Below are 17,337 nucleotides of genomic sequence, written 5' to 3'. Positions count from 1 at the left end.
CGCATGACAAAGGAGCCGGCCGCGACCGCCGACCAACGGCGCAGCCAGCTCCTGCGCGGAGTGCTCGACCTCTGCCTGCTGTCCCTGATCGCCGAACAGCCCAGGTACGGCTTCGAGTTCGCCCAGGCGCTCGCCGACGGCGGGCTCGACCTCGTCAGCGACGGCAGTGTCTATCCGCTGCTCGCGCGGATGGAGCGGGCGGGGCTCATCTCCTCGTACCGTGCCCCGTCCCCCAGCGGCGGCGCCCCGCGCAAGTACTACCGACTGACCGACGCCGGGCGCGCCGAGCTGGCCGGGGGGCGGGCCGGCTGGCAGTCCTTCGCCGGGCCCGTCGGCCGGATCCTGAACGCCGGTACGTGATCCACGGGGGAACCGCACCATGACGAACGAGCAGATACTCGCGGCCTGCCGCAGCAACTGGGCGTACCGCGGCGTCGCCGAGGCGGACATGCGGGAGATGCTCGACGAGCTCTCCGCGCACCTGGAGGACGCGGAGGCCGCCGGGCGCACCGGGCGGGACGTCGTCGGCCCGGACGTACGGGCCTTCGCCGCGGCCTGGGCGCGCGAGCGCGCGCCCTTCGCCCACCGGGCCCTGCGCACGACGGCCATGGCCTGCTACGTCCTCGGCTGCCTGACGCTCCTCACGTTCCTGTTCCACCGGACCACCGCGATGGACGTGCGGGCCGATCACCTCGCCTTCTGGGTGGCCATCGGCGCGGTCACCATCGCCTGGGAGCTGCGCCGAGGCGCCCTGCGCATGTACCAGCAGTCGCTGATCTCCCTCGTCGTCGGCCTGCCCGTGCTGCTCCTCGTCAAGTGGCTGACCGGCGAGGGGGTGCTGTTCAGGCTCCCGCTGTGGGCCGTACCGATCCTGGTGCTGCCCGCGCTGCCGTACATCCACGCCGACGTGCGGGCCCGCCGGAACGCCCGGCGTGACTCCCCGCGACCTGCGTGAAGACGCCCGGCCGGGCGGCGGCCCGGGGTGATGTTGCTCGCTCCGGGAACTCCGCGGGGGTTTCGTACATCAGAACCAGGGGGTGCCTTGTCGGTGGTCGGGCCGGATCGCCTCCAGGGGATGTACAGCCGTTCTGCCCTCGGGGCAGTCATGACCGTTCGGAGCGAAGTCCGTGCACCAGTACCCGCAGCGCCCGCGGCCCGATGACCAGCCGTCGTACCAGGAGTACCCGCCCGAGGAGCAGTACCAGGGCCCCCAGGACTTCCCCGGCTACCCGGGCCCGCCGCAGCAGCCCCGGTACCGGCCGTCGTACGGGGAGCGGCCCGCCACCGCCCGGATACCTGAGCCGAGGCGCTCCCGGCGCCGCGTAGGGGTCGGCGCGGGCGTCGCCCTCGCGCTCCTGCTCGGCGGCGGTGGGTTCGCCACCTGGAAGCTCGACCTGTTCTCCGGCAACGGCGAGGACGTGAGCTTCGGGAAGAGCACCCCGCCCCCGGCCACGGGCACGGCGGACCCGAGCGCCCCGGCGACCGCCGCCACGCCCTCCGGCGACCCGGATGTGCTCATGCCGGCCGGGCCCAGGTCCGGCTTCAAACAGACCACCAAGCTCGACGACGGCACGATCATCGCCAAGACCCGCCTCGCCGGCGCGAAGTCCGGCTTCGAGGGCGACGTATGGGTGTGGGCGCCCAAGGAGTACGACGACCCGAAGTACGCCAGGAGCGGCTTCCCGGTCCTCATCGCGCTCCCCGGCGGCAACGGCTTCCCGGACAACTACTGGGCCGACCGCAGCCTCGGCCTCCAGAAGGCCGTCAGCGACGGGGTCAAGGCCGGCACCAGCCTGCCGTTCGTCGTGATCATGCCGGTGCTCAACCCGGACGCCAAGTACTACTACGACGGCTCCGACATCCCCGGCCAGGCCAAGATGGGCACGTGGATCGCCGAGGACGTCCCGGACTTCGCCCGGGCCAACTTCCGTACCTACAAGTCCCGTGACGGCTGGGCCTTCATGGGCTCCTCCTCCGGCGCCTTCGTCGGCATGAAGACCGTCCTGCAGTACCCGGACCGGTTCAAGGCCGTGATCGCCAGCGGCGGCGAGATCGTTCCGGACTCCCCGCTGTGGAAGGGCCACCAGGCGGAGATGGACGCGAACAACCCGGAGAAGCTCGCCCAGAAGTTGATCGACACCAAGGGACCCGAGGTCTACATCAACTTCCAGATCGGCACCAAGGAGAGCGGGAAGGAGCGGATGACGAGGTTCCAGCAGCAGTACGGCAAGGGACCGGTCAAGACGACCATCCGCGACATCCAGAACGGTGAGCACAACGGCTGGCACTACGTCCGGGGCATGAAGGAAGGCTCCCTGGAGTGGGTCAGCAAGGTCCTGAAGGGGCCGAAGCCCGAAGCCGGCTGACCGGCCCGGACCCGCGTCCCGACCGACCGCGTGGCGCTCGCCACGTCACCCCCGTCCCAGGCAACCCATCCCGTCGTTCATACCTCTGTAAAGGGTGTAAGGGGGACCGATCGGTCCGACCCGCGCCTCTGACCGGGCGCCGGAGAAGGAACGGGACAACAACCGTGCAGCAAGACCAGCAAGGCGACGGCGGCCCTGTGACCGAGGGCCGCCGCCGCCCCCATCGCCTGCGCATGATCCTCATCAGCGGCGGGCTCGCGCTCACCCTCGCCGGGGCCGGAGCGGCGGCGTATCAATTCGGGCTCTTCTCGGACATAGGGGATCCGGTCGCCTTCGGCAAGACCCATGAGAAGGCCGGCGCCGTCGCGGACGTGCCGCCCGAGGTGCGGATGCCGACCGGGCCGAAGGCCTCGTTCATCCGTACGTCCCGGCTGCCGGACGGCACCCAGATCGGCCGCACCACCCTCACCGGCAAGAAGTCCGGCTTCACGGGTGACGTGTGGGTGTGGGTGCCCAAGGAGTACGACGACCCGCGGTACGCCAAGAGCGGCTTCCCGGTCCTGATCTCCCTGCCCGGCGGCCGCGGCTACCCGACCAACTACTGGGGTACGGGTCCCGGCCTCGGCCTCCAGAAGGCCGTGAGCGACGGGGTCAAGGCCGGCACCAGCCTGCCCTTCATCCTGATCATGCCGGTGCACAACGCCGACACCAAGCACCACTTCGACGCCTCGGACATCCCCGGCCAGCCCAAGATGGGCACCTGGATGGTCGAAGACATCCCGGATTTCACGAAGGCCAATTTCCGCACCTTCACCTCCCGTGACGGCTGGGCCTACATGGGCTCCTCCGCGGGCGGATTCGGCGCCTTCAAGCACGTCCTCAAGTACCCCGACCGGTTCAAGGCGGCCATCGCGAGCGGGGTCGACATCGTCCCCGACTCCCCGCTGTGGCAGGGGAACCAGCAGGCCATGGACGCCGACAACCCGGAGAAGCTCGCCGCGAAGCTGATCGCGGCGGGCGGCCCGGACGTCTACATCAACTTCCAGATCGGCACCGCGGAGAGCGGTCGCGACAAGGCGGAGAAGTTCATGAACGACTTCGGCAAGGGCCCCGTGCACACTTCGCTCCAGGTGATCCAGGATGGTGAGCACAACGGAAAGTCTTACGTGCGCGGTATGAGGGAGGGCTCCCTGGAGTGGATCAGCAAGGTGATGAAGGCGCCGACACCCGATCCCGTCGTGCGATGAGCACGGTGGTGAAGGGGGCGTCGGCGGCGGCCGCGGCGGGGATCGTGGCGGTGTTCGCCCTCGCGTTCCTCGAGGTGCCCGGCGAGCGACCGGTGCTCCCCTTCCCCACCGTCGGAGTACTCATGGCGGGAGGCGAGCACTGGTGCACGGCGAGCGTCGTCGACAGCCCCGAGGGCAACGTCGTCGCCACCGCCGCGCACTGCGTGGCCCCCGCGGGCGAGGACGGGCAGCCGGGCGAGGTGGCCCACGACGGCCTGGCCATCGGAGAGCTCTCCTTCGCCCCGGCCTTCTCCGGCGAGGGCGCCGGCACCCAGCCGCTGGGCGTGTGGAAGGTCAGGTCGATCCACGTGGACGACCGCTGGACGAAATGGGGTGAGGACACCGCCGACTTCGCCTTCCTCACCATCGAGCCGGACGAGGACGGACGCAGCATCCAGGATGTGGTCGGCGGCAGCGCCGAGGCCCCGAAACCCGAGTGGACCTCGGGGTACGAGCGGGACGTCACCGTCGTCGGCTACCCGGAGTCCGAGCACAACCCGGAGAACAAGCCCGTCTCCTGCACCACCCAGACCCGCCACGACGAGGACGACCCCGACATGCTCTACATGAGCTGCGCCGGGTTCTGGACGGGGACCAGCGGCAGCCCCTGGATCGCCGACCGGGGCGGCCCGCACCGGGCGGGGCGGCTGATCGGGGTGCTGAGCGGCGGGGACACGGACGTGGACTCCACGGCCGCGCTCTTCGACGAGCACGCCAAGGCGCTGTACGAACAGGCCGCGCGGGGCTGAGCGCGCCCCGGCGCCGCCACTCCCGAAGCTCCCGCCACTCCCGCTACTTCCTGCGCTCGGTACCGACGATCACGCCCACCGCCACGACGACGATCGCACCGCCGACCACGATCGGCCAGGTCAGCGCCTCGTCGAGGATCAGCGTGCCGAGCGCCACCGCCACCACCGGATTGACGTAGGCGTACGTGGACACCAGCGACAGCGGAGCGGCCTGGAGCAGCCACACGTACGCCGTGAAGCCGACGAGCGAGCCGACGACCGTCAGATAGCCCAGGGCCAGCCAGGAGGCGGTGGAGAACGCGGCCGGGTCCAGGCCGCGGTGCTCTCCGCGCAGCAGACCGACGACCACGGCGGCGACCCCGCCCGCGAACATCTGGTAGGCGCTGCCCGTGAAGGGATTGGCCGGCAGGTCGAGCCGGGGCGCCGAGAACGAGCCCAGCGACCACAGGACCGAGGCCCCCAGGATCAGCAGCACCCCGGACAGCCGCACCGCGCCGCTGAGCCCGGGGCTGGTCAGCACCGCCAGCCCGGCGAGCCCCACCAGCACCCCGGCCAGGGTGCGCGGCGGGGGCCGGTCCCCGGTGCCGGCCCGGAGCAGCACCACCCACATCGGCACCGCCGCCACCAGCAGCGCGGCGAGGCCCGAGGGCACCGAGGTCTCGGCGAGCACCACCAGGCCGTTCCCGCCCAGGATCAGCAGCAGGCCGACCAGGGCCGCCGAGCCGAGCTGCGCGCGGGTGGCCCGCAGCGCGCCCGGACCGTACCGGACGGCGACGACACCGGCCAGCAGCAGGCCCGCGGTGATGAACCGGGCTCCGGCGGAGAGGAAGGGCGGCATGGTCTCGACGACGATCCGGATGCCGAGGTAGGTCGAGCCCCAGACCACGTAGACGAGGGCGAGGGCCGCCCAGACCGCCCCCGAGATCCCGCCGAGGGGGGTGGTGGCCGAACCGGCGGCCCTGCCGTCGACCGGAGTTGAGGTGCTCATGCTCGGATCCTAGGGTCGTCGGCCCCCGCACGCTTCCGGGTTTCTCAGCCCTTGAGGAGGTCGTTCAGCTCGCCGTAGGGCAGGGAGTGCGCGAGCGCCCCGTAGGTGCCCTCCGAGATCAGCTCCTCGGCGGCGCGGCGCACCACGGCGTACGCGGCCTCGGCCACCCAGGAGCCGAGGCTGACGCGGGCGACGCCGAGGGCGCCGAAGGCGGCGACGGTCGGGGCACCCGGGCCGAGCAGGATGTTCAGCGGCGCGTCGATGCCCTTGGCCAGCTCGGCGACGGTGGTCGGGTCGAGGACGCCGGGCACGAAGACACCGGTGGCGCCGGCCCGCAGGTACGCGGCGGCGCGGGCCAGGGTGTCGTCCAGGCGGGTCGCGTCCTCGCCGAAGCCCCGGAGGTAGGTGTCGACGCGGGCGTTGATGTAGAGCGGGACCCCGGCGGCGTCGGCCGCGGCGCGGGCCGCGGCCAGGCGCTCGATCTGCTCGGCCGGGTCGCGGTGGCCGTCCTCGATGTTGATGCCGACCGCGCCGGCGGCGAGGACCCCGGTGACGGTCTCGCCCACGGCGGCCGGGTCGGCGCCGAAGCCGCCCTCGATGTCGGCGGTGACGGGCACGGAGACGGCCTCGACCACGCGGGCGACGAGGTCGAGGGCCCGGTCCCGGGCGAGCGCGTCCCCGTCGGGGGACCCGAGGGACCAGGCGACGCCGGCACTGGTGGTGGCGACGGCGGGGGCACCGGCGGCCTCGACGATGCGGGCGCTTGCCACGTCCCAGGCGTTGGCGAGGGCGAGCGGGGCGGCGGGGGTGTGCAGGGCCGCGAACGCCCCGGCCCGGGCGGCGAGATCAACATGGGTGGTCATGGGGCCAGTTCATCAGACCGGGCGCGTCCGGGCTCGCGGAATTCCGACATGGACGTGCGGAGTGGAGCGGGACGCGGACGCGACGCCGGTTATCCGCCCGCGCCGCAGAGGGGAATCACGGCGGTGCGGCCCTGCAGGGGATCCCCGGGGGCCGACGGGCCCACCGCGGCCCAGCAGGCGGCGGCGGTCGGCTCCACCGACAGTCCGCGGCGGGCCAGGTCCCGCTGGGCCTCGCCCAGCCGGTCGTCGGGGACGGTCAGGACGGTGCCGCCGGACTTGCGGACCGCCGCCAGGACCTGACGGGCGCGCGGCGGAGCCGGGATCGCGATCCCCTCGGCCAGGGTCGGCCGCTGTGCCACCGGATCGGCTTCCTCCGCGCCCGCCGCGAAGGCTCGCGCCAGCGGGGCCACCGCCTCCGCCTGGACCGCGATCAGGGCCGGCGGCCTGACCCCGCGCCGGGCCAGTTCCTCCACGGCCAGGGCGGCCCCGAGCAGCAGGGTGCCGTTGCCCACGGGGACCACCAGGGCCTCCGGGAGCCGGCCGCCCAGCTCCTCCCACACCTCGTACACATACGTCTTGGTCCCGTGCAGGAAGTACGGGTTGAACACGTGGCTCGCGTAGAAGACGCCGGGCTCGTCCGCCGCCGCGCGGGCCGCCTGCGCGGCCGCCTCGCGACCGCCGGGGATCACCCGGACCGCGGCGCCGTGCGCCCGCATCCGGGCGGTCTTCTTCTCCGGCGTGCCCTCGGGCACGAAGACCTCGCAGTCCAGTCCGGCGCGCGCGCAGTACGCGGCCACCGCCGTACCGGCGTTGCCGCTGCTGTCCGCCACCACCCGCCGCGGCGCGAGCCGCCGGGCGAGCTCCACCAGCATGACCGCGCCCCGGTCCTTGAAGGACCGCGTGGGCATCAGGAAGTCGAGTTTGGCGTGGATCCGCTCCGCCAGCGGGATCAACGGGGTGTGCCCCTCGGCCAGCGACACGGAGAACGCCCCGGGCAGCGGCAGCACGGACCCGTACCGCCACAGCGAGTTCGGTCCCGCGGCCGGTTCCAGGGCCGCGGTCGGGTCCGGCGTGAAATCGAGGTCCCATGGGCCGCCGCAGACCGGGCATGCCCACGGGGCGGTCCGGACGTCCGCGCGGGTGCCGTCCTCGGAACAGATGTAGCCGGGGAGTGCGTGCGTCATGTGTGGAACACCTCTGCTCGGTCATGGCCGGTGTACTGCACGGATGTTACGCGCCGATGATCGTCGGAGGGGTCCGTGTCACGTGCCGGGCGCCGGAGCCGCGGGCATCGATCGGGCCGTGTGCGAGGGCGGGGGCGACCGAGCCGCCTGGCGGCCGTGCTGCGTACTATTTCGCGCATTCGTTCGCGCCCTCCGCGGCGCGGCGCCCCACGATGCCGCCCTGCGATGGAGTCCGCCCCCGTGAGCATTCCGCCGAGTCCTCCGCCCGGACCGGGCCACTCCTGGCCCCCGCCGCCCGCGCACCCGGGCTGGGCCCCGCCGCCCGGTTACGGACAGCAGCCGCCGGCGCTCAACGGATTCGCGCTCGCCTCGCTGCTGTCGGGGCTGTTGTGCCTCCCGCCGCTCGGCATCGCCTTCGGCATCGCCGCCCTCGTACAGATCACGAAGCGGGGTGACCGGGGCAAGGTCCTGGCGATCGTGGGCCTGGTGGTGTCCGTGGTGATGACCGGCGCGCTGGCGTTCACCGCCGAGCGGCTCCTGAGCTCCGTCGACGACCGCTTCGACGCGCTGAGCAGGTACGTCGACGTCGAAGGCGAACTCACGGACCTCGACGCCCTGAGGGTGGGCGACTGCTTCAACGTCCCGGGCGGGGACCTGATCGACGAGCGGCCCGTGACGTACCGGATCGACTGCGCGCGGGTGCACCACGGCGAGGTCACCGCCGCCGAGGTGCTGGAGGTGGCGGAGGACCCCGAGTCCCGCGCGGCCGACCGCACGGCCGAGGACACCTGCTGGAAGGCCCAGGACGAGTACGCGATGGACACGTGGGCGCTGCCCGAGTACGCGGAGATGTTCTACTACGCCCCCTCCCGCGAGTCCTGGCGCCAGGGGGACCGGGCACTGGTCTGCGTCATCGGTACGACCGACGAGGAGTGGCGGGGCAGTCTGCGCAAGGACGCCGCGATGCTGAAGCCCGAACAGGCGGCCTTCCTGCGGGCCGCCAACTCCGTCGAGTTCGTCATGAGCCGGCCTCCCGACAGCGACGTGGAGGACGTGCTGCCGGAATACCGCGCGTGGGCGCGCCGGATGGACGAGGTGCTGGGCGCCGAGGCGAAACTCCTCCAGGGGGAGGCCGCCCGGCCGGGGGTGGAGAAGGCCGTGGCGGCGCAGCTGAAGGAGATCGAGGCGGCGCGCGCGCAGTGGCAGCGCGCCTCCCAGGCCGGGACGCCGGAGGACTTCGACAAGCGGTGGGACCGGGCGTTGGCCTCGATGTCCCTGGAGACGGAGCAGGCGCTGCGCGGTGCGTACGGGCTTTCGACGGAGATCCCGCAGTGGCTGGAGGACGGCGAGGGCGACCTGGGGGACCCGGACGGTCGGTCCGAGGACGGGCCCTCGTCCGAGTCGGCGTGACGCTCCCGGAGTGACGCTGGGTAACGGGTTTGGGGACCTGGCTTCATCACTTCGAGTGAAACTCTGGCCTTTGCTTGCAGTTTTCAACCGTCGGTTGCCAGGGTGTAGCTGTCTGTCAACCTGATGGGAGTGGCCAGTGACTTTCGGTGAGCAGCCGGCCTATCTGCGCGTGGCCGGGGATCTGCGACGGAAGATCGTCGACGGTTCTCTGCCCCCGCACGCCCGGCTTCCCTCTCAGGCACGCATCCGCGAGGAGTACGGGGTCTCCGACACCGTCGCCCTGGAGGCGCGCAAGGTCCTCATGGCGGAGGGCTTGGTCGAGGGCCGGTCCGGATCCGGTACGTACGTACGGGAGCAGCCCGTCCCCCGACGGGTCGCCCGCGCCGGCTACCGCACGGGCGGCGCCTCGACACCGTTCCGGCAGGAACAGGCCGACGCCGGGGCGCGCGGCACGTGGGAGTCGAGCAGTGAGCAGGCGGCCGCGCCCGCCGGGATCGCGAAGCGGCTCGGCATCGAACCGGGCGAGCGTGTGATGCGGACGCGGTACGTCTTCCGCGACGCGGGGGAGGCGATGATGCTGTCGACCTCCTGGGAGCCGCTGGCCGTGACCGGCCGGACTCCCGTGATGCTGCCGGAGGAAGGGCCGCTGGGCGGCTCCGGCGTGGTCGACCGGATGGCCGCGATCGACGTCGTCGTGGACAACGTGGTCGAGGAGGTCGGCGCACGGCCCGGTCTGGCCGAGGAGATCCTGCTCCTCGGCGGGGTGCCGGGGCATGTGGTGCTGGTGATCGGCCGCACCTACTACGCCTCCGGCCGGGCCGTGGAGACCGCCGACGTGGTGGTCCCGGCGGACCGCTACCGCCTGGCGTACCACCTCCCGGTGAGGTAGCCGCTCCTTCCCGCGTCATCAACCCCCGGGCGTCGCCCGGGGGTTCACGCGCGCCCGACCGGACGTCCGCGCCCCGGCGTATTTCGGCGCGATGGTGGGCGCCCGCGCACTCCCGGCCCCGGGCGTCCCCGGACGTTCGGTCCGTATGCCGGGACCCCCTTCCGCCCGCGCCGCGGCCGGGATCGCTCCGGACGCCCCGCCGCTTCCTCGGCGCCACCTGCGCGGATGCCCGTCGCCCGACGGCGCGGCGGTCCCGCCCCGGCCGTCGCCGCGCCCCGTTCGAACCGGCGCGCACGGCCCACTCGTACGCATGGCCGGATGCGTACGCCTGTGAGGTACCTCTTCGTGAAAAACCGTATCCGCTCCGTAAAGGTCGGGCGTAAGCTCGGGCATATGCGCAATGCGGTTTCCCGGACACGTACGTCGGCGGAGGGTGAAACGCGATGAACGACAGCGGTGCACTGCTTCCGTGGCTGGTCATACGCGAGGACGACAACGGCAACCGCTACCGGGTGGGCCGGTACGCCACCCGGGCCGAGGCCCAGAAGGTCGCCGACAGCCTCGAGGACCGAGGACACAAGCAGCTCTACTGGGTCGAGCGGATCGGTCGGACCGCCACGATGAACTGAGCGTCGCAGCGCCTCGCGACGCTGACATAGGCTCCGCCCATGACGGTACGAGTGGTCGTGGGCGGAGCCCTTTGTCATGAGGGGCGCCTGCTGGCCGCCCGCCGCAGCGCGCCGCCCGAACTCGCCGGACGCTGGGAGCTGCCGGGCGGGAAGGCCGAACCGGGTGAGTCCGTCCCCGACGCGCTGGTACGTGAACTGCGCGAGGAGCTCGGCGTGGAGGCGGAGCCGCTGGAGCGTATCCCGGGGGAGTGGCCGCTGCGGCCGGGGCTCGTCCTGCACGTGTGGACCGCCCGACTGCTCTCCGGGGTCCCCGCCCCGCTGGAGGACCACGACGAGCTGCGCTGGCTCGGTCCGGAGGAGCTGGAGTCGGTGGACTGGCTGGACCAGGACCGACCCGCGGTCGCCGAGGCCGGACGCCGGCTGCGCCAGGACGCCGGCCGCCAGGACGCCGGCGGGGGCGCGTGACGCTCGCGGTCTAGGCCGTCTGCGCCACAGTGCGCCGGTGGCGGGGGATCGAGTGGTACGACGCCCTGAATATCGGGTATGTCGCTATTAATCCCTATCTCGTCCCCCTTTCGTCCCCGACGAACCGGACTGGGGTCGCTGCTGGCCCGGGAAGTGATCGGCGTGATCGACACAGACGGTGAGTGCGCCGAGTGGGCCTTCCCCGCCGAGCCCGGTGCCGTCCGCACCGCCCGCCACGCCGTCCGCGGCACCTTGCACGACTGGGGCCTGGAAGCCGTCGGTGATGTGACCGTCCTGCTGGTCAGCGAGCTCGTCACCAATTCCCTGCGGTACGCCTCCGGCCCCATCGGAGTCCGCCTGGAACGGCGCAATCCAGCCGCCGACAGCCCCGCGGCCGGCCCCGCGCTGCTCGTGGAGGTTTCCGATCCGCTTCCGGATCCGCCCCGCGAGCGGGTCGCGGAGCACGACGACGAGGGGGGCCGTGGCCTGCACCTGGTCGCCGTCTCCTCGCAGCGCTGGGGGACCCGCCACGGGAAATCGGGCAAGACTGTGTGGTTCGAGTTGGCTCTTCCTGGTGAGTAACAAGGTGAACGGTGGCGTGTGACCTCCGAGGAACGCCTCCCGACGACCATCGGGGGAGAGACTTGGGGGAGATCGCGCGACATGGCTCGAAATCATCGAGACCGTGCTGTGATCGTGAACGCCGTGCCGTCCGGGGCCGTGGTGCTGAATACTTCGGTCATGGCCGGTCCGGTTGCGGTGAGCTGGAGGGGACGGTCGCGTGAGCGAGATACCTGCGCAGGCACATCAGACCGACGTGCCGCGAGAGACATGGCACGACGCCCTGTGGCACAGCAGTCCGCCTGGCTCGATATATGACTACATAAAGGTCGCCTCCTTCTCGATCGGACCCGACGGGTTCATCGACCAGTGGAGCCTGCGCGCCGAGGAACTGTTCGGGCTGAGCGCCTCCCAGGCCGTGGGTCGCGACCCGGTGGACGCCTTCATGCCGCCCGAGCTGCGTCCCGACGCGCACCGCAAGGTCGCCGAGATCCTCGACGGCAAGGAATGGACCGGCCTGATCCCCTTCCGGATCCCGGGCGGGAACGGCGCGCACGGCGTGGCCGAGATCTATGTGATGCCCACCCAGACCGAGACCGCCGAGCGGGCCGCGCTGTGTGTCGTCGTGGACGTACGCGCACTGCGCCGGATCGAATCCGACCTGGCGGCTTCACAAGCGATATTCGGCCAATCTCCCTTCGGCTTCCTGCTGTTCGGCACGGACCTCACGGTGCAGCGGGCCAACCGCCGCTTCGCCACCGTCTTCGGGGGCGCCGCCGAGGAGCACCGCGGCCGGACCGTGCACGACTACCTGCCCGCGCACGAGGCCGACCGGATGGCCGAAGCCCTGCGCCGGGTGCTGGACACCGGGGACTCGGTCACCGACCTGCGGATCACCGGTGCCACGCCCCGCAGCCGGGAGAACCGCCACTGGTCGATCAACCTCTACCGCGTCCACGGCGGCAGCGGCCGCCCCATCGGCGTCGCCGGGATCGGCACCGACGTCACCCGCCGCCACCTCGCCGCCCGCGAGGCCGCCGGGGTCCGACGCAACCTCGCCCTCCTCAACGAGGCCGGGCACCGCATCGGCAACTCCCTCGACCTGGAGACCACCGCCCGCGAACTCCTCGACGTCACCGTCCCCGGCTTCTGCGACCTGGCCGCCGTCGACCTCTACCAGGGGCTGCTGCTCGGCGACGACGACCGGCCCGCCCGGCCGCAGGGTCCGGGCGTGCCCAGCCTGCCCGGCCAGGGCCCGGCCCGGACGCCCTCGGCCCCCCTGCGCCGGGTGGCCTTCGCCTCCGCCGTCTCGGACGCCCCGCTGTCGGGCCCCGGCGCGCTGGTCTCCGTCGGCGACATCCACCGCTACCCGGCCGCCTCGCCGGGCGCGCTGGCCCTGCGTACGGCGCGGACACGGCTGATCGAGGGCGGCGGACCGGAGGACCTCGTCCAGTCCACGCTGGTCGTGCCGATGGTCGCCCACGACACGGTCGTCGGGCTCGCCCAGTTCTCCCGCACCAAGGGCAGCGAACCCTTCGGCGAACGGGACCGGGCGGTGGCCGTGGAACTGGCCGCCCGGGCCGCCGTGTGCATCGACAACGCCCGGCTCTACCGCCGCGAGCACGAGCGGGCGCTGATCCTCCAGCGCAGTCTGCTGCCCCCCGGCGACCCGGAGGCGGCCGGCCTCGACATCGCCTGCCGCTACCTGCCCGGCAACGCGGCCACCGAGGTGGGCGGCGACTGGTTCGACGTCATCGAGCTGCCCGGACACCGCACCGCGCTGGTCGTCGGCGACGTCATGGGCCGCGGCCTGCGGGCCGCCGTCGCCATGGGCGAACTGCGCACCGCGGTACGGACCCTCGCGCTGCTGGACCTCGAACCGGCGGAGGTGCTGACCGCGCTCGACGAGATCGCCCGCGGCCTCGGCGCCCCCGGCGGCTCCCAGCAGGCCTCCCGGGCGGCCCTGCACAGCCGGGACGCGGACCGCTCCGAGGTGTACCTCGCCACCTGCGTCTACGCCGTCTACGACCCGGTGACGCGGCGCTGCACCATCGCCAACGCGGGCCACATGCCGCCCGTGCTGGTCGAACCGCCTGACGAGGCCGGTGTCTCGCGGCCCGCCCTGCTCCTGGAGGTACCCCCCGGGATGCCGCTGGGCGTGGGCGGTGAACCCTTCGAGGAGGTCGAGGTCGACCTGCCGGAGGGCGCGCTGCTGGCCCTCTACACGGACGGGCTCGTGGAATCCCGCGACCATCCCCTGGAGGAGGGGCTGCGCGGACTGCGCGAAGCCCTCGCGGATCCGGTCCGGCCGCTGGAGGACGTCTGCGACCACGTGCTGAACACCCTCGACACCCGGCACGGCGAGGACGACATCGCCCTGCTCATGGCACGGGTGCAGGGCCTGCCGGTGGACGCGGTCGGCGACTGGCAACTGCCGCGCGAGGCCCGCTCGGTGGGCCGGGCCCGCGAACTGGCCCGGGCCAAGCTCCCGGCCTGGGGCCTGGAGGGGCTGCTGGACACGACCGAACTCCTGGTCAGTGAGCTCGTCACCAACGCCCTGCGCTACGGGGAGGGCGAGATCCGGCTGCGGCTGCTGCTGGACCGCACGCTGGTCTGCGAGGTCTGGGACGCGAACCTGGTCCAACCGCGCCGCCGGCGCGCCCGCGACACCGACGAGGGAGGCCGCGGCCTCCAACTGGTCGGCCTGCTGTCGGCGGGCTGGGGCACGCGCCGCACCCACCGCGGCAAGACGGTCTGGTTCGAACTCCCGCTGCCCGGCGCGGCATCGGAGGCCGTGGCCGAACTCTCGGCGGAGCAGCTGCTGAGCATGTACGGATAACGGGTGGCGGCCGTGCGGCGCGCTCGGCAGGGTGCGGGGTGATGAGCGACGAAGACGAGATGTTCTACGCCCCGCACGACTCCCTCGAAGGACTGCTGCAACGCGGCCGGGGCCTGGGCGCCCTGCGGGCGGCGCAGGACCCGGCGGCGGCCGCGCCGTACGTGTACGGCCGGTCTAGGCGGCCTTGCGGGACTTGAGGGCGGCGAGGCGGGCCTCGACCTCCGCGGTCTTGCCGAGGTCGTCCAAGGCCTCGAACTGGGCGTCCAGGGAGGACGCCGCCAGTTCCTGCTTGCCGAGCGCCATCGCCTCCTCCCGCCGCACCTTCTCCTCGAAGCGGGCCAGGTCGCTCGTCGGGTCCATGACGTCGATGTTCTTGACCGCGTCCAGCATCGTGTTCTGCGCCTGGGCCGTCTTCGCCCGGGCCACCAGCTCGTCGCGCTTGCCCTGCAGCTCCGTCAGCTTGTTCCGCATCGCGTCCAGACCCGCCTTGAGCTTGTCGACGACCTCCGTCTGGGCGGCGATCGTCGGCTCCGCCGTCTTCGCCTCCTTCTCCGACCGGATCTGCCGGCCCAGCGCGACCTTCGCGAGGTTGTCGAACTTGTCGGCGTCCGCCGCCGCACCCGACGTCCGCAGCTCGTCCGCCTTCCTGCTCGCCGCCAAGGCCTTGCCGCCCCACTCGGCGGCCGCCTCCACGTCCTCCGTGTGGTCCGCCTCCAGCATCCGCAGGTTGCCGATCGTCGTCGCGACCGCCTGCTCCGCCTCCGAGATGTTGTTCGTGTAGTCCCGGATCAGCTGGTCCAGCATCTTCTGCGGGTCCTCCGCCTGGTCCAGCAGCGCGTTGATGTTGGCCTTGGCGAGCTGGGTGACGCGGCCGAGGATGGTCTGCTTGCTCATGGTGGGTCTCTCCTGGTCAGGGCTGATGTGTGCAGTTCAGAAGCGGCCGCCGCCGCCCATGCGGCCGCGGGTCCCGCCGCCCCCGAAGGAGCCGGGACCTCCGCCGAAGCCTCCGCCGAAGCCCCCGCCCCCGCCGCTCCCGAAGCCGCCGCCGAAGCCCCCGCCGCCCCGCAGGATCTCGCCGAGGATGATCCCGCCCAGGACGGCGCCGCCCTGGCCGCCGCCGGGCCGCCGGCCCGCGTACGGGTCCTGGTACCCGCGTACGTCCTGCTCCGCCAGCCGCTGCGCCTCCCGCGCCAGCGCATCCGCGCGCTGGGCCTCCGCCAGGGCCCCCGTCGGGTCGGCCGCCGTCAGGGACGCGGCCCGCTCCAGGTGCCGGCCCGCCTCCGCCAGCCGGGTCCGGGCCTGGCTGCCCACCGCCCCCCGGGTGGTGGTGATGTAGTCCGTCGCCGCGCCGATCGCGCTGCGCGCCGCGAGCATGGCCTGGTCGAGCAGGGCCACCGCCCGCTGCCGTCCCGACTCCCGCTCCCGCGCCCCGGCCAGCGCCTCGTCGAGGGCCGCGTCGGCCTCCTGGATCCGGCGCAGGGCGTCGATCGGGTCGTACCGGCCGCTCGCCTCCTCCCGCCGTACGTCCGCCAGTACGGCCTCCGCGCGGCCGATCCGCCCGCGCAGGTCCGCCGTCGAGGTGCCCTCCGCGGTGCCGGAGAGCAGCCCGCGGGCGTCCGCGAGGTCGGTGTCCGTCTCGGTCAGCGCGCCCGGCAGTTTCCCGGCCGCCTCCGCCAGCTCCTGCGCCCGCCGCTCCACCGCGTCCACCAGGGTCGCCGCCTGGTCCACCGCACCCTCGGCGGCCCGCACGTGCACGGCCCCCGTGCCCTGCTCGCCCGCGTCGAGGGCCGCGTGGGCCAGGCCCAGGTTGGTCGCCGCGAACAACAGCCGGTCCTTGGCCTGTTCGGCGTTGGAGGCCACGGGTGCGGACGCCGAGTCCGCGTACCGCCCGGCCAGCGCCGTCAGGGTCGCCTCGGCGGTGTTCGCGCGCCCGGTGAGGTCGAGATAGTCCTGTTCCACGTTGGCCAACGCCTGCGGGGCGTTCTTCTCCAGGTCCCGCAGCCGGTCGAAGTCGGCCGACTCGGCGTCCAGCCGCCGGTTCGCCTCGGTGCACCGGGCGACGATCTCGTCCAGCATCCGCCGCCGGGTCGCGTCGTCCTCCGGGTAGGCGTCGTCCAGCTGCTGCCGCAGCCGGAAGGCCTGCGTCAGCTCGTCCTTGGCGTACGCCACGGCCGCGACGAAGGGGCGGGCCGCCTCCTCGCCGAACTGGGCCGTGGCGAAACCGAGTTCCTCGGCGCTGGTGCGGACCGCGTCGTCGGTCTCCACCAGCAGGGCCTTGGCCCGGGAGTCCAGCTCCGGGAGCGGGAGCCGGTCCGGCGCCCCTTCGGGCCAGCCCGGCCCGGTCGTCGTACCGCGCCCGCCACCAGCCGCGTCCTTGCGCTTGCGGCGGCTGTACGTGTAGGCCGCGAGCGCCCCGGCCGCGCCGACGGCGATCACCGGGAGCACGAAGTCCCCGGCCCCGCTCTCGCCGTCCGGCTTGCCGCCGGGATTCGCCGGTCCGGGGGTGATGGTGGGCACGGGGATCGGCTGACCACCGAGGACGGCGTTGTAGCCGTCGGCCGCGCCGATGGCGGCGCCCGCCCAGTCGTTCTGCCGCAGGGCGGGTTCGATGGCGGTCTGCGCGACGGCGGCCAGCTGCTGCTCGGTGAAACCGGAGTCGACGTCGGCCGAATAGGCGTACTGGCGGGCCCCGGTCGCCACGGCCAGCAGGACATCGTTCTGGCCGAGGCCGTTGCGCTGGGCGGTGGCGTCGGCCCAGCTCTGGGGGGAGCGCCCGGAGAAGTCCCGCACGTAGGCGACGAAGAGCTGGATCTTCCGGTCGACGTACAACGTGTCGAGCGCGGCGGCGACGGCCCCCTTCCGGTCGCCGAGAGCTCCCACCAGGTCGGTGATCTGCCCCTGCTGCGACAGGGTGACCGGATCCTCCGCCCACACGGGCGCCACCCCGGCCGCGCCCCAGCCGCCGACCGCGAGCAGCCCGGTCGCCAGGGCGAGTGCGGCCCGTACGGACGTCCTGCGGCGCGGCCTGCTTCTCGGCGGAATCACAATTGGGAGGGTATGGGGGCTTTCGCGGCCCCGCATGCGGAGTCGTCACCCCTCGGGGTGCCG

The 17,337-nt window shown here is 73.0% G+C and carries 17 protein-coding genes; 12 read left to right on the top strand and 5 right to left on the bottom strand.

The annotated features are described in order from the left end of the window. Positions 1 to 3 precede the first annotated feature (3 nt). The 5 genes from ACGFYY_RS02455 (at position 4) to ACGFYY_RS02435 (ending at position 4,401) form a co-directional block, all read left to right on the top strand. Positions 4 to 360: a PadR family transcriptional regulator gene (locus ACGFYY_RS02455; RefSeq protein WP_393706646.1), complete on the top strand. Its 357-nt coding sequence runs from the start codon at positions 4 to 6 to the stop codon at positions 358 to 360. A 19-nt stretch (positions 361 to 379) separates the two neighbouring features. Continuing rightward, the gene (locus tag ACGFYY_RS02450; RefSeq protein WP_393706644.1) at positions 380 to 955 is read left to right on the top strand and encodes a hypothetical protein; all 576 of its coding nucleotides are present in this window, start codon (positions 380 to 382) and stop codon (positions 953 to 955) included. 172 nt (positions 956 to 1,127) lie between these two features. After that, on the top strand, positions 1,128 to 2,366 hold the full coding sequence (locus ACGFYY_RS02445; protein WP_393706643.1) for an alpha/beta hydrolase: 1,239 nt from the start codon (positions 1,128 to 1,130) through the stop codon (positions 2,364 to 2,366). 164 nt (positions 2,367 to 2,530) lie between these two features. Continuing rightward, positions 2,531 to 3,613, top strand: coding sequence for an alpha/beta hydrolase-fold protein (locus tag ACGFYY_RS02440; RefSeq protein ID WP_365265348.1), 1,083 nt, complete (start codon positions 2,531 to 2,533; stop codon positions 3,611 to 3,613). Then, positions 3,610 to 4,401: a trypsin-like serine peptidase gene (locus ACGFYY_RS02435; RefSeq protein WP_393706642.1), complete on the top strand. Its 792-nt coding sequence runs from the start codon at positions 3,610 to 3,612 to the stop codon at positions 4,399 to 4,401. Before ACGFYY_RS02440 ends, ACGFYY_RS02435 begins: the two co-directional genes overlap by 4 nt. Before the next feature lie 43 nt (positions 4,402 to 4,444). Here the strand turns inward: ACGFYY_RS02435 and ACGFYY_RS02430 are convergent, their stop codons facing one another. From ACGFYY_RS02430 to ACGFYY_RS02420, 3 genes are all read right to left on the bottom strand, one after another. Next, positions 4,445 to 5,389, bottom strand: a complete 945-nt coding sequence (locus ACGFYY_RS02430; RefSeq protein ID WP_365265352.1) for an EamA family transporter — start codon at positions 5,387 to 5,389, stop codon at positions 4,445 to 4,447. A gap of 44 nt (positions 5,390 to 5,433) precedes the next feature. Next, a complete protein-coding gene (locus ACGFYY_RS02425) occupies positions 5,434 to 6,252 on the bottom strand; it encodes an isocitrate lyase/phosphoenolpyruvate mutase family protein (protein WP_393706641.1) in 819 nt (272 codons plus the stop codon). A gap of 89 nt (positions 6,253 to 6,341) precedes the next feature. Beyond that, positions 6,342 to 7,436: a threonine synthase gene (locus tag ACGFYY_RS02420; protein ID WP_365265356.1), complete on the bottom strand. Its 1,095-nt coding sequence runs from the start codon at positions 7,434 to 7,436 to the stop codon at positions 6,342 to 6,344. 240 nt (positions 7,437 to 7,676) lie between these two features. Here ACGFYY_RS02420 and ACGFYY_RS02415 point away from each other — a divergent pair, with 240 nt between their 5' ends. The 7 genes from ACGFYY_RS02415 to ACGFYY_RS02385 all read left to right on the top strand — a co-directional run bounded on the left by ACGFYY_RS02415 (position 7,677) and on the right by ACGFYY_RS02385 (position 14,426). Next, positions 7,677 to 8,846, top strand: coding sequence for a DUF4190 domain-containing protein (locus tag ACGFYY_RS02415; RefSeq protein WP_393706640.1), 1,170 nt, complete (start codon positions 7,677 to 7,679; stop codon positions 8,844 to 8,846). 136 nt (positions 8,847 to 8,982) lie between these two features. After that, positions 8,983 to 9,735: a GntR family transcriptional regulator gene (locus ACGFYY_RS02410; RefSeq protein WP_365265360.1), complete on the top strand. Its 753-nt coding sequence runs from the start codon at positions 8,983 to 8,985 to the stop codon at positions 9,733 to 9,735. Positions 9,736 to 10,178: 443 nt separating this feature from the next. Continuing rightward, a complete protein-coding gene (locus ACGFYY_RS02405; protein ID WP_030764821.1) occupies positions 10,179 to 10,364 on the top strand; it encodes an SPOR domain-containing protein in 186 nt (61 codons plus the stop codon). A 39-nt stretch (positions 10,365 to 10,403) separates the two neighbouring features. Further along, on the top strand, positions 10,404 to 10,829 hold the full coding sequence (locus ACGFYY_RS02400) for a (deoxy)nucleoside triphosphate pyrophosphohydrolase (protein ID WP_393706639.1): 426 nt from the start codon (positions 10,404 to 10,406) through the stop codon (positions 10,827 to 10,829). 153 nt (positions 10,830 to 10,982) lie between these two features. Then, a complete protein-coding gene (locus tag ACGFYY_RS02395) occupies positions 10,983 to 11,411 on the top strand; it encodes an ATP-binding protein (protein ID WP_365265364.1) in 429 nt (142 codons plus the stop codon). Between the two features lie 199 nt (positions 11,412 to 11,610). Next, positions 11,611 to 14,229 carry a SpoIIE family protein phosphatase gene (locus tag ACGFYY_RS02390; protein ID WP_393706638.1) on the top strand — a complete coding sequence of 873 codons (2,619 nt, stop codon included), beginning with the start codon at positions 11,611 to 11,613 and terminating at the stop codon, positions 14,227 to 14,229. 41 nt (positions 14,230 to 14,270) lie between these two features. After that, on the top strand, positions 14,271 to 14,426 hold the full coding sequence (locus ACGFYY_RS02385; protein ID WP_393706637.1) for a hypothetical protein: 156 nt from the start codon (positions 14,271 to 14,273) through the stop codon (positions 14,424 to 14,426). On the opposite strand, the gene ACGFYY_RS02380 is transcribed toward ACGFYY_RS02385, so the two are convergent. After that, entirely contained in the window at positions 14,404 to 15,123 is a 720-nt protein-coding gene (locus tag ACGFYY_RS02380) for a PspA/IM30 family protein (RefSeq protein ID WP_393706636.1), read from the bottom strand. The two genes, ACGFYY_RS02385 and ACGFYY_RS02380, sit on opposite strands and share 23 nt — an antisense overlap. A 36-nt stretch (positions 15,124 to 15,159) precedes the next feature. Beyond that, positions 15,160 to 17,310: a TPM domain-containing protein gene (locus tag ACGFYY_RS02375; RefSeq protein ID WP_393706635.1), complete on the bottom strand. Its 2,151-nt coding sequence runs from the start codon at positions 17,308 to 17,310 to the stop codon at positions 15,160 to 15,162. Between the last annotated feature and the right edge of the window lie 27 nt (positions 17,311 to 17,337).

This window comes from Streptomyces sp. NPDC048331 (assembly GCF_043201215.1).
Taxonomy (GTDB): Bacteria; Actinomycetota; Actinomycetes; order Streptomycetales; family Streptomycetaceae; genus Streptomyces.
This window is presented reverse-complemented; position numbering and strand designations above follow the sequence as displayed.